This is a genomic window from Microbacterium sp. RU33B (assembly GCF_900155915.1).
GTDB lineage: Bacteria > Actinomycetota > Actinomycetes > Actinomycetales > Microbacteriaceae > Microbacterium.
This window is the reverse complement of the sequence record NZ_FTPO01000001.1, coordinates 1-12924: the sequence shown is the minus strand read 5'-3', so window position 1 is coordinate 12924 and position 12924 is coordinate 1. Positions and strand designations below refer to the sequence as shown.

Annotated in this window: 15 protein-coding genes and 1 pseudogene; 5 read left to right on the top strand and 11 right to left on the bottom strand. The window is 71.1% G+C overall.

Features of this window, described 5'->3' with window-relative positions; translation table 11 throughout:
- Window positions 1–11 precede the first annotated feature (11 nt).
- Both B0B14_RS00075 and B0B14_RS00070 read right to left on the bottom strand, forming a co-directional pair.
- Window positions 12–524 carry a DUF1269 domain-containing protein gene (locus tag B0B14_RS00075; RefSeq protein ID WP_143733579.1) on the bottom strand — a complete coding sequence of 171 codons (513 nt, stop codon included), beginning with the start codon at window positions 522–524 and terminating at the stop codon, window positions 12–14.
- A gap of 116 nt (window positions 525–640) precedes the next feature.
- Window positions 641–1447, bottom strand: a complete 807-nt coding sequence (locus tag B0B14_RS00070) for an alpha/beta fold hydrolase (RefSeq protein ID WP_076679387.1) — start codon at window positions 1445–1447, stop codon at window positions 641–643.
- 202 nt (window positions 1448–1649) lie between these two features.
- Here B0B14_RS00070 and B0B14_RS00065 point away from each other — a divergent pair, with 202 nt between their 5' ends.
- Window positions 1650–2765 carry a glycine-rich protein gene (locus B0B14_RS00065; RefSeq protein WP_083710202.1) on the top strand — a complete coding sequence of 372 codons (1116 nt, stop codon included), beginning with the start codon at window positions 1650–1652 and terminating at the stop codon, window positions 2763–2765.
- Between the two features lie 22 nt (window positions 2766–2787).
- On the opposite strand, the gene B0B14_RS00060 is transcribed toward B0B14_RS00065, so the two are convergent.
- Window positions 2788–4497: an amidohydrolase gene (locus B0B14_RS00060; RefSeq protein ID WP_083710201.1), complete on the bottom strand. Its 1710-nt coding sequence runs from the start codon at window positions 4495–4497 to the stop codon at window positions 2788–2790.
- The gene (locus tag B0B14_RS00055; RefSeq protein ID WP_256714192.1) at window positions 4497–5939 is read right to left on the bottom strand and encodes an APC family permease; all 1443 of its coding nucleotides are present in this window, start codon (window positions 5937–5939) and stop codon (window positions 4497–4499) included. The genes B0B14_RS00060 and B0B14_RS00055 overlap by 1 nt, the downstream gene beginning before the upstream one ends.
- 102 nt (window positions 5940–6041) lie before the next feature.
- Here B0B14_RS00055 and B0B14_RS00050 point away from each other — a divergent pair, with 102 nt between their 5' ends.
- Window positions 6042–6641, top strand: a complete 600-nt coding sequence (locus tag B0B14_RS00050; RefSeq protein WP_076679383.1) for a TetR/AcrR family transcriptional regulator — start codon at window positions 6042–6044, stop codon at window positions 6639–6641.
- Window positions 6642–6663: 22 nt separating this feature from the next.
- Here B0B14_RS00050 and B0B14_RS16680 read toward each other — a convergent pair whose 3' ends face one another.
- Window positions 6664–6831, bottom strand: a complete 168-nt coding sequence (locus tag B0B14_RS16680; protein ID WP_256714323.1) for an SDR family oxidoreductase — start codon at window positions 6829–6831, stop codon at window positions 6664–6666.
- Window positions 6832–6882: 51 nt separating this feature from the next.
- On the opposite strand from B0B14_RS16680, the gene B0B14_RS16675 reads away from it, so the two are divergent.
- Window positions 6883–7227, top strand: a complete 345-nt coding sequence (locus tag B0B14_RS16675; RefSeq protein ID WP_256714346.1) for a beta/alpha barrel domain-containing protein — start codon at window positions 6883–6885, stop codon at window positions 7225–7227.
- 24 nt (window positions 7228–7251) lie between these two features.
- Here the strand turns inward: B0B14_RS16675 and B0B14_RS00040 are convergent, their stop codons facing one another.
- The 6 genes from B0B14_RS00040 to B0B14_RS00015 form a co-directional block, all read right to left on the bottom strand.
- On the bottom strand, window positions 7252–7809 hold the full coding sequence (locus B0B14_RS00040) for a hypothetical protein (RefSeq protein ID WP_076679378.1): 558 nt from the start codon (window positions 7807–7809) through the stop codon (window positions 7252–7254).
- A gap of 40 nt (window positions 7810–7849) precedes the next feature.
- Window positions 7850–8425: an alginate O-acetyltransferase AlgX-related protein gene (locus B0B14_RS00035; RefSeq protein WP_076679376.1), complete on the bottom strand. Its 576-nt coding sequence runs from the start codon at window positions 8423–8425 to the stop codon at window positions 7850–7852.
- 204 nt (window positions 8426–8629) lie between these two features.
- Window positions 8630–8845: a hypothetical protein gene (locus tag B0B14_RS00030; protein ID WP_076679374.1), complete on the bottom strand. Its 216-nt coding sequence runs from the start codon at window positions 8843–8845 to the stop codon at window positions 8630–8632.
- Window positions 8846–9040: 195 nt separating this feature from the next.
- Window positions 9041–10597 (bottom strand): polysaccharide deacetylase family protein, encoded by a 1557-nt coding sequence (locus tag B0B14_RS16115; RefSeq protein ID WP_143733578.1) that lies wholly within the window; start codon window positions 10595–10597, stop codon window positions 9041–9043.
- Window positions 10594–11154 carry a hypothetical protein gene (locus tag B0B14_RS00020; RefSeq protein WP_143733576.1) on the bottom strand — a complete coding sequence of 187 codons (561 nt, stop codon included), beginning with the start codon at window positions 11152–11154 and terminating at the stop codon, window positions 10594–10596. Before B0B14_RS00020 ends, B0B14_RS16115 begins: the two co-directional genes overlap by 4 nt.
- A 55-nt stretch (window positions 11155–11209) precedes the next feature.
- Window positions 11210–12019, bottom strand: a complete 810-nt coding sequence (locus tag B0B14_RS00015) for a hypothetical protein (protein ID WP_076679370.1) — start codon at window positions 12017–12019, stop codon at window positions 11210–11212.
- A 217-nt stretch (window positions 12020–12236) separates the two neighbouring features.
- On the opposite strand from B0B14_RS00015, the gene B0B14_RS00010 reads away from it, so the two are divergent.
- Window positions 12237–12626, top strand: a complete 390-nt coding sequence (locus tag B0B14_RS00010) for a BP74-related protein (protein ID WP_256714191.1) — start codon at window positions 12237–12239, stop codon at window positions 12624–12626.
- Window positions 12623–12924: pseudogene (locus B0B14_RS00005) on the top strand (alpha/beta hydrolase); the annotation flags it as partial. The gene B0B14_RS00010 and the pseudogene B0B14_RS00005, both read left to right, overlap by 4 nt.

The window sequence follows — 12924 nt, the reverse complement described above, 5'->3', positions numbered from 1 at the left end:
CCGCGCGCCGCCTACGATGCGAAGATCCGACGCAGCGCCTGCTCCTGGCCCTCGGTGAGCGGCCTCGTCGTCCGCTGGCCCGCATCCGACGCCGCTGCGGGGAGGTCGATCACGACGCTCGGACGGACGGATTCGATCGCGGATGCCACGGCCTCGGCACAGATCACCGCAACCGCCGATCCGCCTGGCCGCAACCGGCGCCGGAGCGCGATGAGGGTGTCCCGATCGATCCCCACGCCTTCCAGCGAGTCGTCGAGAGCGGGTCGCCGCGCTCCGCCCACGGTCGCGAGTTCGGGCCCCGACACGACGATCCCGAACAGCATGCCCCAGAAGGCCGTTCCGAGATTGCAGGTGCGAGCGACGCCCTGCAGCTCGCGCACCTGCGCCGATGCGCGTCCCCGCGCCCACGTGACGACAGCGCCGTCCGCGACCGCCAGATCTCCCAGCGTGCCGTCCGTCAGGGTTCTCTCCAATCGCCGCGCGCCACCGGCGTGCGGGTACGTCCACACCGAGAGGGCGCTCACAGCGCAGCCCTGCGCGAACCGACGGTGATCTCTCGGGTCATGGTGGCCTCCTCGGGTATCCCCCGACTCTCGGCGGTCGCGCTCCAACGCCGCTCCAATGCCCGCCCTGGCAGACCTCACGCAGGAGCGGACGGCATCTCGTCGAGGTACGTCCGCAGAGCCTCGCGGGCCTGGCGGTCGGCGGGCGTGGTCCAGTGGTCCGCACCTGTCACGGTCACGAGTCGAGCGTGCGGCAGCGCTCGCATCGCGTTCTCCGCGTGGCGGTAGGGCACGTTTCGGTCCTTCGTGCCGTGGACGACGAGCACGGGCACCGTGATGTCCGCGAGCATGCCGGCGTCGAGGCGGGAGGCCTGGCGGGCATCGTTGACCAGGCCGTCGCGACGCGGCTGGATCGGGAACACCGTCTCCGCGATGGCCAGAGCTGACTCCGCGGCGGTCTCGTCGCGGGCGGCTCGGCCGATCAGGAGTCGCGGCGAGCGGCGCAGTGCGCGAAGGAGCGCCTCCCCCGTCGATCGCCTCGCGAGCGGCCCGTGCGTCAGCGGCCACACCGGGATCCTCGCCGGTGTCGTCACCGCCGACCACAGCACGAGACCCCGCACCCGCTCCGGATGCCTCGCCGCAAGAGCGGCGGCGGCCATCCCTCCGCCGGAGACACCGAGAACCACCGCGCTGCGCACACCGAGCTCGTCCAGGAGGGCGATCATCGCATCGGCCTGCTCGCTCGGCGTGAGACCCGTCGTCAGCGGAGTGCCGAGGTAGCCCGGGCGGGACGGAGCGATCACGCGGGCGCGGACGGCGAGCACCCGCGCCGCGGCCAGCCCCTGATCCGAGCCGCCCGGTGTGCCGTGGAGGAGCAGAAGCGGGAGCCCGCTCCCTGCCTCCTGATACTCCATACGTCCGGCGGCGGTGGAGATCGACGGCATCCGACACCCCTCCCGTCGCGAGGCGGATCAGCTCGACGCCTGCTGCGCGCGAGAGCGTCTGGTCGCTAGGAGTGTAGCGACCAGAATCGCGGGACACCGGGCGGGGCGGTGGATCGCGTTGGAGTGCGGTTGGAGCCGGGTCCAGGACCGTGGCGGTGACGCCCCATACGGGACGTCGCAGTCCCCCGAAGAAAGGTCCCCCATGTCCGAGAAGCCCACATCGCATCCGCACGGATCTCGCCCCGGGCCGGCACGGCGCCGGCCGCAGGGCTGGAAGCTCGCGGCAGCACTCGTCCCCCTGATCGCTCTCGCCATCGCCGGGTGCTCATCTTCCGCCGGGACGTCGTCCGCGGGAATGGCGGACCGCGCCCCGGCGACGTCCCCCGCCGCCGGAACGGCGCAGCCGGCCGATGCCGAGGCGGGCGCTCCTGCCGGCGGCAGCACCGCGCAGCCGGCACCGTCATCGGTCGCCACCCGCACCCCCGCGCCCGCCCCGGCGCTCCGGTCCACCGCCGCCGGCAATCCGGTGCAGTACTCGTACACGGGCACGACCGAGACGTGGGTCGTGCCCGCGGGCGTGACCAGCGTCAGGTTCGAGGCCGCCGGGGGCGACGGCGGCGGCGCTGTGCACCCGGTCACCAAGGAGGGTGGCAGCGGTGCCATCATCACCGGAAGCTTTCCCGTGACGGCCGGCCAGATCGTGACGATCGCGGTGGGCGGAGACGGCGCCACCGGCGCCGGCGGATGGGGCGCCGAAGGGATGTCCGGCGGGCCGGCCAACACCGCCAAGCAGGACTCGCGCACGGGAGGCGCCGGCGGCGGCGCGACCCTCATCGCACTGTCGAACGCCGACGGAAGCAACTGGCACGAGATCGTCGTCGCGGGGGGCGGAGGCGGCCAGGGCGGCGGCAGCGGCGACCCCGACCTGGCGGGCATGGGCGGCAGCGCGGGATGTCTCGAGTTCTCGAACGCCAGCGATACGAGATGCGGGACCCCCGGCATCGCGGGGATGAACGGCAGCCAGGGCACCGCACCGCCCCTGGGAGGCAAGGGCGGCGCCGCAGGCGGTGCGACGTCGTCGACCGGCGCTCGGGGCATCGGAGCGAAGGACCTGGGCGGCAACGGGGGCAGCGGCGGCGGCGGCGTCACCGGCGGCGCAGCAGGGGGCGGCGCGAGCGGCATCTCCGCAGGAGGAGGAGGCGGGGCGGGAAGGTCTTTCGTCGACTCCTCGGTCGTCTCGTGGCAGATCTCGGCGACTCAGTACAACGGGCAGTTCACGGCGAGTCTCGCGGGCGCCGGAGTCATCCTGTCCTGGTGATCCGCGCAGGCCGCGCAGGCGCTCAGTGCGCGTGCGCGGCCTCGTGCGCGTGCGGGTCGGCGATCGACGCCGACCCCGCGGGGTCGTCGAGCATCGCTCCGACGGCATCCGTCACGGCACCGCGGGAGTGCTCGACGCGGCCGCCGACGAGCGTGACCTCGGCGTGCTCGTCGAGCAGGCGCGACGGATCGCCCTCGTGGGCGAGGAGGTCGCCCGACCATACGACGAGGTCGGCGAGCATGCCGGGGGCCAGGCGACCGATCTCGTGCTCCCGGTGCCACGCACGTGCACCGTGCACCGTGTAGGCCTCGAGCGCGCGGTCGATGCCGACCCGCTCCGACGCCGTCCAGGCATCCGCGCCGTCGAGACCCGCGCGCGTCGCCGCCGAGTAGATCCCCACGAGCGGATCCATCTCTCCGACCTGCCAGTCGCTCGAGAACGCCACCGTCGCGCCGTCGTCGAGGAGGCTGCGGAACCGCCACGCCCGATCCCAGCGCTCCTCCCCCACGTTCTCCATCCACGTGCCCGCCACGAGATCGGGTGAGCAGTGGCGCGGCTGCATCGCGGCCGTGACGCCCAGCTGCCGGAACCGGGGCAGATCGTCGGGGTGCAGGCACTCGACGTGCACGACGCCGTGGCGCCGGTCGCGCGTGCCGTTGACGCGTGCCGCGTTCTCGATCGCATCGAGGGCGAGTCGGATGCCGGCATCCCCGGTCGCGTGCGTGTGGGTCTGCAGCCCCAGCCGGTCGAGCTCGGTGACGATGTCGACGAGTTCGCGGCCCGGATAGCTCGGTCGGCCGCGGAGCCCGCGGCGGTTGCTGTAGTCCTCGAGCATCAGGGCCGTGTGCGGCTCGATGACGTCGTCGGCGTAGAGCTTGATCGGCCCGACGCTCAGCCGCGGCTGACGGGCGAAGCGGTCGATCGTGTCGCGGATCCTCTCGCGGAAGGCGCCGTCGGCGCCGACGGGGTGGAACAGTGCCGCGATCACGCGCGACGACAGCTCGCCCTCGGCGAGCGCACGCTCGAACAGCGGAAGCTCTGCGAGCGGCACCTGGGGCTCGACGACCGTCGTGATGCCGACCGACGTCGCCATGCGCATGCTCGCGAGGATCTTCCGGTAGCGCCGCTCCGGGGAGTACATCGGGATGTCGCGCTGGAGCTCGGCGAGACCGGCGACCGTCATCGCGCTCGTGTAGAAGTCGGTGACCCAGCCGGTCGGCTCGCCGGTGTCGGCATCCCGCTCCGGCCGCCCCCACGCGATGTCGCCGCCGTGCGAGATCCCGAGCACGTCGAGCGCCACGCGGTTGAGCCACACCGAATGCTGGTCGTACGTCGTGACGAAGACGGGGCGGTCGGTGAGGCCGTCGAGGTCGCGCAGGTTCGGGCGGCGGTTCTCGACGATCGAGTACACGGCGTTCTCCGCACACACCCACGGCAGCTCGGGGCGCCGCGTCGCGAAGTCGCCGATGCGACGGCGCACCTCGGCGAGGTCGTGCGCACCCTCGAGGCTCACGGCGTCCTCGTCGAAGCCGAGGAGGAGATGGTTGTGGCTGTCGACGATGCCGGGCGTGACGAGCCGTCCGTCGGCATCGATCGTGCGGCGCGCGGCGGGGGCCTGCGCGGCATCCCCCACGTAGGCGATCCGATCGCCGACGACGCCGACGGCCTCTGCGCGCGGGGCTCCGGGAGCGTAGGTGCGCACCCGGGCGCCGGTGATGAGCAGATCGAGCATCAGACGGTCTCCTCGTCGTCGGCACCCGAGAGGAGGTGCGCGGTCGCCGGGTTCGTGCGCAGGTAGACCAGGTAGTAGAGGAATCCGGCCGCCACGATGCTGGCAGCGATGCCGAGGCTCAGCCACTGCCCCGGATCGAGGATGCCGATCACGAAGATCGTCGCGATCGCCAGGAGCGCCACGACCGGCGCGACGGGCCAGGCCGGCATCCGGTAGATGCCCGCAGCATCCCCCGACCGCGTGCGGCGCGCGACGATGGCCGCGACCGCGATGAAGCCGTAGCTGAACGCGAGCGTCGAACCCGTGGCGTTGAGGAGCACGTCCAGCGGCACGAAGCACGCCGCGAGCGAGATCACGCCTACCGTCAGCGTCGCCGTGATCGGCATCCGGGTGCGCGTCGAGATGCGCGAGAGCGGCCGGGCGAGCGCCGCCGGCATGGCGCGGTCGCGCGCGGCGGCGAAGAGCAGACGGCCGGACTGCAGCGCGATCGCGATGATGGCGTTGATGATGGCGAAGGCGATCGCGACGAGCACGAGGATCGTGAGGACCGGACCCGAGCGCTCGGCGAGGAAGTGCTCGACCGGCAGCGCGGCGCCGAACAGCTCCGGCAGCGAGCTCGCTCCCAGCAGGATCGCGGTGAGGGGGACGAGTTCGGCGACCACCGTGATGGCGGCGCTCCACAGCACGGCACGGGCGATCGTGCGGCGCGCGTTCTTGGTCTCCTCGGCGAAGTAGATCGCCCCGCCGTAGCCGTTGTAGGAGAAGATGCCCTGCGTGATCGCCAGGACGAGCCCCGCGATGCCGAGGGGTGCCAGGCCGCCGGTGGCGGTGTCGAGGAACTCCGGCTGCAGCAGCGCCGTGAGGGGCCGCTCGACGTGGATGAAGCCCAGGAGGGCCAGCAGCGCGAGCGCCGCCATCTCGAGGAACAGGAAGACGCCGGTGACCCACGCGTTGGTGCGGATGTTGAAGCACGCCGTGATGGTCGTGAGGACGATCACGATGAGCGCCGTCCAGAGCGGGTCGAGTCCGGCGATCGCCACGCCCAGATAGTCGGCCACTCCGAGGGCGAAGATCGCGATGATCAGCGGCAGGCTCACGAGGCTGATGAAGAAGACCGCGGATCCCGCCGCGGGCCCCAGTACCCGGCTGACCAGGGTGTAGTCGCCGCCGGCGATCGGATGCCGCGAGCCGAGTTCGGCGTAGCAGAAGCCGACGAGGATGCTGATGACACCGGCGAGCAGGAAGCCCCAGAACACACCGGTGCCGTAGACCGCGAGCGCGGCACCGCCGAGGATGAAGACGCTCGAGGCCGGCGAGATGCCCGAGAGGGTGATGAGCACGTTGCCGCCCAGCCCGAGGGAGCGCGAGAGGTTCGCGCCGTGCGTCGTCAGGGTGGCGGTGTCCAGGGGTGGGGTGTCGCCGGTGTCGGTGTGAGAGGACACGATCGCTCCTTTGCGTCCGCGAGTCGGGCGGAGATCCATTCTTTGACTCGATCGCCAAAGAATAGCCGTGAGCCTGACATTCTTTTGCGTTAGTGTCAAGGAATGGCTCGCCCCCGTCGTCAAGAAGGCCGACGCGCATCGCTCATCGACGCGACGCTCGCCGTCGGGGCCGAACGCGGACTGCGCTCGCTCTCCCTCACCGACGTCGCCCAGCGCGCGGGCCTCACCCGCGGCGCGGTGCTCTACTACTACGACGATCTCGACGCCCTGCTCCTGGAGGCGCACTCGGCCGGCATCGAGCGCTTCTGCACCGCTCGCGACGCCGCCCTCGCCGAGATCGACGACCCGCGCGTGCAGCTGGGGGTCGCGATCGCCGAAGGCCTGCCCACCGGGCCCGACGACGCGCTGATGGGCCTGCTGTACCAGTTCGACGCCCTCGCCGGCGACGCGTCGCTGCACGACGAGCTCGTGCAGGCGCTCTACCTCCGCCAGCTCGCCACCTACCGGCGCATCGTCGAGGCGGGACGCGCGGCGGGCGTGTTCGCACCGCGCCTCGACGACGAGACGCTCGCGATGACGCTCGTCGCCCTCGAAGACGCCTACGGCCTCCACATCGTGGGCGGGAACGCCCTCATGACGGTGGATGCCGCCGCGTCGGCGATGCGCGCCGTCGCCACCGAGCTGGGATGCCCGGTGGCGTAGGCGCGCCCGACGAGCCGGAACCTCACACGGCCGTGTAGCCGCCGTCGATGACGATCTGCTGGCCGGTCAGATAGCTCGACGCCCCGGACGCGAGGAAGACCACGAGCCCGGTCAGGTCGTCCGGTGTCGCCATGCGGCCCTGCGGGATGAGCGCCACCCATCCGGCCTCGAGTTCGGGCTCGCGCTCGATGATCTGCCGGCGCTGGAGCGGGCGATCCGCAGATCGCAGGCGAACGGCCTGATGACGATGGTCTACGCGGGGACGGACGACGAGGTGATCGCGCTCTCGGACTTCGACCCGACCGTGGTCCTCTACGAGCCGCCGGCGCTCATCGGCGCGGCCGGCGGAGCTCCCCGTCCGTGGATCCGTGCGATCGACGAACGGATGCGCGACCTCGCCCCGGGCGTGCTGATGATGCACGCCGGCGGCGTGGGCACCCCGGACGACGTCTACGACATCATGCGCGCAGGCGCGGCGGGCACGGGCTCGACCTCCGGCGTGCTGCGCGACCCGTCGCCGGAGAGCGCCGTCGAGCGATTCATCGCAGCGGCACGGCGCGGGTACGACGCCGGGCGGCTCGGCTGACCGCACCGCACGACGCCGCCGGTCTCAGAAGGCGGCTTGGTCGATGTTGCAGTACGTGGCGAGGAGAGAAAGCGCAGCGACCACCGCGGTTTCGTCGATCAGCGAAGACATCTGGGTCTCCGCTGCGGCGTAATGCGCATGGACGTCGGCGAGGCTGCTGTTCTGCGCGGTCGCGTCCGCCCGTCGCTGGATCTCCGCCGTGAGCTGCATGCGGGCGAGCGCCGCCGAATCCCCCACCGGGAGCATGCAGGCGAAGTCGAGGCCGGCCTCCGTCAGTCGCGCCGCAGCCACCCGCCTCTTGTCGGCGACCCCGGGTAGCTGGATCTCACGGGCCGCCGCTCGCACCGCGTCATCCGACCACACCGAGACGCGGGCTTCTTGAGCCTGGCGAACGATGCTCTTCACGATATTCGCGCCAGCGCCACCCGGCGCACCCGAACAGCCGACGGTGAGCGCAGCAACACCGATGAGCAACGCGACGCATACGAGCGCCTCGCGGCGATGACGGCGCACCCCCGTGCCTCCCATGGTCGGAAAGTACTCTTCCGCCGCCCAGGTCACAAGGCCGTCGGTGCCGGGCATGCGGGCGACATGAGGGGCGGGTAAGCCCCCGAACACGCTGTTACCCGGAGGGGAGGGCCTGCATGATCTGCTCGACGATCGAGACCGCATCCGAGGGGGAGGAGTACAGGGTGGACGTCGTCTGCACCCACGCTCCGCTTTCGCTGAAGACATCGATCGTCGATCCGCTCGCTCCCGAGGCGAACCCCGTGAGCGATGCGCCGAAGACGTCGGTGGCGGTGCCCGCGCGGGAGGCTTCCGCCTTGGCTGCCTCGATGACGGTCGGGCCGGGCTCGCCCGCTGCGACCAGCACGGTCGCGCCTGCGCCGTCGGTCCATTCGCACGCCACTCCGCCCGCGGCCGCGAGTTCCGAGCCGGCCGATCCGGTCTGCGGCACGAAGTCGCTGTTGAGGGTGAAGGAGGCGCCCAGCGCCGAGTCGAGCACCGAGGTGGGGAGGATGTCGTCGCACGTCAGCGACGCCGGATCGGGAGCGGAGGTCTGCGTGGGCTCGGGTGCCGGAGCGGAGGTCTGCGTGGGCTCGGGCGCGGCGGTCTGAGCGCAGCCGGCGAGGACGAGTCCGCAGCTCAGGGCCGCAAGGCAGGCGATGGTGAGGCGGGGAGAGAGGGAACGGCTCATGGGGATCCTGTCGACGATGGGATGCTGTGAAACCAGCCTGATCCCGCCGGCATCCTGCACGACTGTGCGTTTCGACTAGTTCTCACTCAGGCCGCCGGGCGCTTATCGAGCCCGCCCGAACATGCGCCGGCCAAGCCGTGCTCGGACGGGCTGTTGGGTAGATGAGTGGTTCACTTCGGCATGCCCCTGCCCGGTGCCGGCCTGTCAGGATCGTTGCCCGCCACGGAGGCCGTAGACGAGGATGCCGCTGACCGGAATGAGGAGGAAGAACGCCCAGCTCCACGTCCACCCGCCGAGAAGTCCGAAGACGAGGAAGAGCGCGAGGGCCAGCACGGGAACGATCGATGCGACGGCGACCCCGATGCTGCCACCGAGGGGCGAACGGCGAGCAAGGGGGTTGGTGATGTTGATGTCCGACATGGTCTTCCGCCTTCGAGTCGTGTGTGCGGGTCCGCCACGCGAGTCACAGGTTGACTGTGCTTTCACTCTGGTGGAGATCGGGACGTTCCCGCCTGTACAGAAATGCCAGTTCTGATTGCCGGATCGACCGACAGCCGAAGAGCCGCCCATTCGCGGTCTCCATCGTCACCTCTCCGACACGTTTCGAACCGCCGCTCAGCGGGCGGAGCGCCACGCCCCTGACGAGGGAAAGCCACCCGTGAAGAGCTGCGGAACGGTGACGAGCGAGAACCCGCGGTCCTGAAGGCCCTCGTACACGGCCCCGACGGTGCGGGCGGTGTTCTCGTGCACGTCGTGCTGGAGCACGATCGATCCTGGTCGCGGCTGAGCTACGGCCTGGGCGATGAGGTCGCCATCCGAGAGCCCCGCCCAGTCGCGCACGTCGACGTCCCACAGGATCGCGGGCATCCCCGCCGCCGCGAGCACGGCAGCGGAGTACTCGCCATAGGGCGGGCGGAACGCGGTCGCCTGCGCGCCGGTGGCTTCGAGGATCGCCGCATTCGTGTCGCCGAGCTGCCGGGACACCTCCACACCCGTCAGCGTCGACAGGTTCGGGTGGTTCCAGCTGTGATTCTCGACGAGGTTTCCCTCGGCGACAGCTCGCCGGGCCACGTCGGCGTAGCTGCGCATGTTCTTGCCCTGCACGAAGAACGTGGCCGCCGCGCCGTGCGCCTGGAGGGCGTCGAGGATGCCGGGGGTGAGCCGCGAAGGACCGTCGTCGTAGGTGAGAGCGACGCACGGGAGGAGGGTGCAGTCGGTGCGGTCGAAGCCCGCTCCCCCGCGCGCCGGGCCACTGTACTGCTGACCCGATGCCGCGAGAAGCCGGACGCCCGTGTCAGTGAGCAGCTGGTCGGCCGATCCCGGGCGGACCGCGATCGGCATCGGGGCCGCCGTCGGGGCGACTCCCAGTCCGACGAGCACCTCCGCGGTGAACCCGGGCGCCAGCGTGACGATCATCCCCTCGGGGGACGGGACCGAGCCGGCGAGCGCCGCCTGCACCAGGGCGATGGCACCCTCATCCTCGGCGGCCGGGGCGAGAGAGAGGGAGCCGGCCCGCCGCCGGAGCTCCTCGATGACATCGGCTGCGATCGCGCGGGCGGCATCCGGCATCCAGAGCGCGGTCGCGTCGACGACCTCGCCGGTGGCGGTGTCCACGTAGAGCGTCGACGAGCTGTCGGATGTCACTCCGTCCGGCCCGCCGGTCACAGCGCGGACCCGCTCGCCGAGGAAGGATCCGGATGCCGCGACGATGTCGCACACGACGAGGGCGCCCGCCCCGCCCGCCGGCCCGATCGCCGGATCGGCGAGCAGTTCGAGGCCGGACCGTGATGTCGATCCTGGCACGCAGCCGCGTGCGTTCAGACCCGAGCCGGGCGCGTGCGCGTGGGGCGTGTAGCCGATCGCGACCGCCCGGGCCCGCGCGTCGATCGTTCCTCGCACGAATGCGGCGACGGCTTCGTTGAAGGCATCCACCACCGGCCCGTGGCCCGGCAGAAGGGCGAAACGCGCCTGCACGCCGACATCGTCGTTGCGGAGCCGATGACCGACGAGACCTGAGACGCCGGCAGGGTCGACAGGCTCCGGGAGCACGGTCTCGAGGACAGCCGAAGGGGACCAGGCCGGGGTGCGCCAGGCCGGATCCGCCGCGGGCGCGCAGCCGGAGAGAACGAGAACGCCGATCATCACCGACGCAAGGGCGACGCGACGCCTCACGGGCGCACCGCCTCGAGGATCTCGGCCATGCTGCGCCGATACGCGGCCATCGTGCGGTCGTCGGCGACGACGGCGGAAACCGCCACGACGGGGCCCTCGCCCAGTGCCGCCGCCACTGCGCGAGGACCGACATCCGCATGCACGATATCCACACCGGATGCCAGCACCTCTTCCCGGATGCGGCCGACCTGAGCGGCATCCGTTCGCGACTCGAGAGGCGCCGAAACCCGCTCGAGAACACTGAGCGGCGAGTCCTCGGCGGCCGACATCTCCACTGCCAGCGAGCGGTCGGGTGTGGTCACCGTCAGGAATCCGGCGCGCGATCGGTCGATGAACCAGCCCTCCGGTACGAGAACCGCGCTCGTCGACCCGCCGATCTCCACCGCAGACCCGTCGGCCACACGGATTTGCAGCCCAGCGAGCGCGGGGGCTGCGAGCGTGCCAGCGGCGACGACGGCGGCGACGGCCACAGCGCTGAGAGCGATGCGCCACCTCCATCTCGGTCGGGTCGGCCGGCGCTGCGACGAGCGGCGAGAGGTGAGCGGTGAGTCGGTCATCAGAGTTCCATCCGGAGGTCAAGAGGATGTCGCCGCCGGGTCGCGGCGGTCGACGTCAGGCGGCGGCAGAGCGGCGATGACGAGCGAGGATGATGATCGTCACGATGGCTCCGACCACCAGCACACTGAGGACCACGACCGTCCAGATCAGACCGTTCGACGAATCCTGTGCCGGAGTCACGGGGGTGACGGACGCTGTCGGCGACGGACCAGCCGCCGACACCGTCACGGTCGTGGTGCCCAGCACCGTCTCGCCGTCGCTGACCGCGATCGTGAAGGTCCCCGGCTCGGTCGCGGTGAACTCGACGCTCGCGGTGCCGTCGGCGACGCGCGCGCTCTCCGCCGAGAGCGAGCCGCCGGGTGTCCCGTCGAGACCGAAGTCCGCTGTCGCGAGATCTCCCAGGCCGGTGACGGTGATGGTCGAGCTGTCGCCTACGGAGACGGATGCAGGGGATGCCTCGACCGTCGCGGTCGGTGCATCGCCACCGCTTCCGGCCGTGACGGTGATCGTCGTCGTCGACAGCACGGTCTCGCCGTTGCCGACCGAGATCGTGAAGGTGCCAGACTCCGTCGACGAGAAGTCCACGCTGGCGGTGCCGGAGGTCACGGGCACCTCAGCCGACGACGCCGATCCGCTCGCGCCGATCACCTTGAGCGACCCTCCCGGCGTCCCGTCCAGTCCGAAGACGGCCGTCTCGAGCCCTCCCAGGTCGGTTGCGGTCACCGTCGAGATGTCGCCGACCGCGATGTTCTCCGGGCTTGCCGTGAGTGAAGTGCTCTGGGCGGCGGATGCCGCTCCCGCTGAGCCGAGGGCGAGCATGAGGGCCAGCGCCGTGCCGATGAGGGCAGGGGTGCGCGTGAGCATGAAGTCTCCTGTGGGTCACGTGTTCTCGGCTTCGCAGGGCGCGGAGGCCGGCCGAGGTGGATGTCACCAGCCTGGAGCGCGAGCCGAACGTCATGACTGTGCGAAACGACCAGTCCTGACTCGGCGGGGTCGCCCCATCCTTGAAGAGGAGGATTCGCCACGGCGGCGGGATCGATCCGAAGAGAGGTGTCGAACAGGGATGAACACGAGGATTCGAGTGACCGCACGCATCGCGGCCTTCGCGCTCGCCGGCGTCGCACTTGCCGGATGCTCGGCGGACGACGACGCTGTGCCGAGCGTCGCGACCTTCGAGATCGAAGGCCAGACGTTCAAGATCGAGCTCGACTCCGCGGAGCTGGTGACTCACGCGAAGCAGCTGCTCGCCGGTGAAGAAGTGGCGAACATCCCGGTGGGGACCATCGTGCGCGACGACCCCTCTGTCAACGAGCCGTGGAGCTGGCACATCGACCCGGCCTCGCTCGAGTTCGCCGACTTCACCACGGAGGTGTGCGACGGACTGCCCGAGTACGTCGAGGACGGCACTCTCACGAGCGACATCTACTGCCCCTGGCTCGCGAAGATCACCGCCGTGGAGCCGTTGAAGTGAGACATCTGACCAGCCATCGCTTCGCGTTCGGGTTCTTCGCGGCGCTCCTGGCGTTCGTGGGGGGGCTGGTGGCCGTGGAGGCGGCACGTGTCGCGGGCAACGCCCTGGAGCGTCCCGGTGTGCCGGAGTTCTACACGGCTCCGGCGGGGCCGATCGATCCGACACCGGGGACGGTCGTGAAGGCCGACCCGCTGCTGGGTGTTCCGTTCGCCGCGCGTGGGTGGCGCATCATGTACACCTCCACGGATGTGCACGGAGAACCGGTGCTGTCGACCGGCGTGCTCGTCGTCCCCCTGGG

Bases quoted from the DNA above. Each gene is read 5' to 3' on its own strand.
- B0B14_RS00065 (WP_083710202.1), top strand. From the start codon at position 1,650: ATGTCCGAGAAGCCCACATCGCATCCGCACGGATCTCGCCCCGGGCCG.
- B0B14_RS00035 (WP_076679376.1), bottom strand. From the start codon at position 8,425: ATGAGCCGTTCCCTCTCTCCCCGCCTCACCATCGCCTGCCTTGCGGCC.
- B0B14_RS00070 (WP_076679387.1), bottom strand. From the start codon at position 1,447: ATGCCGTCGATCTCCACCGCCGCCGGACGTATGGAGTATCAGGAGGCA.
- B0B14_RS00040 (WP_076679378.1), bottom strand. From the start codon at position 7,809: ATGCCCGGCACCGACGGCCTTGTGACCTGGGCGGCGGAAGAGTACTTT.
- B0B14_RS00050 (WP_076679383.1), top strand. From the start codon at position 6,042: ATGGCTCGCCCCCGTCGTCAAGAAGGCCGACGCGCATCGCTCATCGAC.
- B0B14_RS00030 (WP_076679374.1), bottom strand. From the start codon at position 8,845: ATGTCGGACATCAACATCACCAACCCCCTTGCTCGCCGTTCGCCCCTC.
- B0B14_RS16675 (WP_256714346.1), top strand. From the start codon at position 6,883: ATGACGATGGTCTACGCGGGGACGGACGACGAGGTGATCGCGCTCTCG.
- B0B14_RS00015 (WP_076679370.1), bottom strand. From the start codon at position 12,019: ATGCTCACGCGCACCCCTGCCCTCATCGGCACGGCGCTGGCCCTCATG.
- B0B14_RS00060 (WP_083710201.1), bottom strand. From the start codon at position 4,497: ATGCTCGATCTGCTCATCACCGGCGCCCGGGTGCGCACCTACGCTCCC.
- B0B14_RS00020 (WP_143733576.1), bottom strand. From the start codon at position 11,154: ATGACCGACTCACCGCTCACCTCTCGCCGCTCGTCGCAGCGCCGGCCG.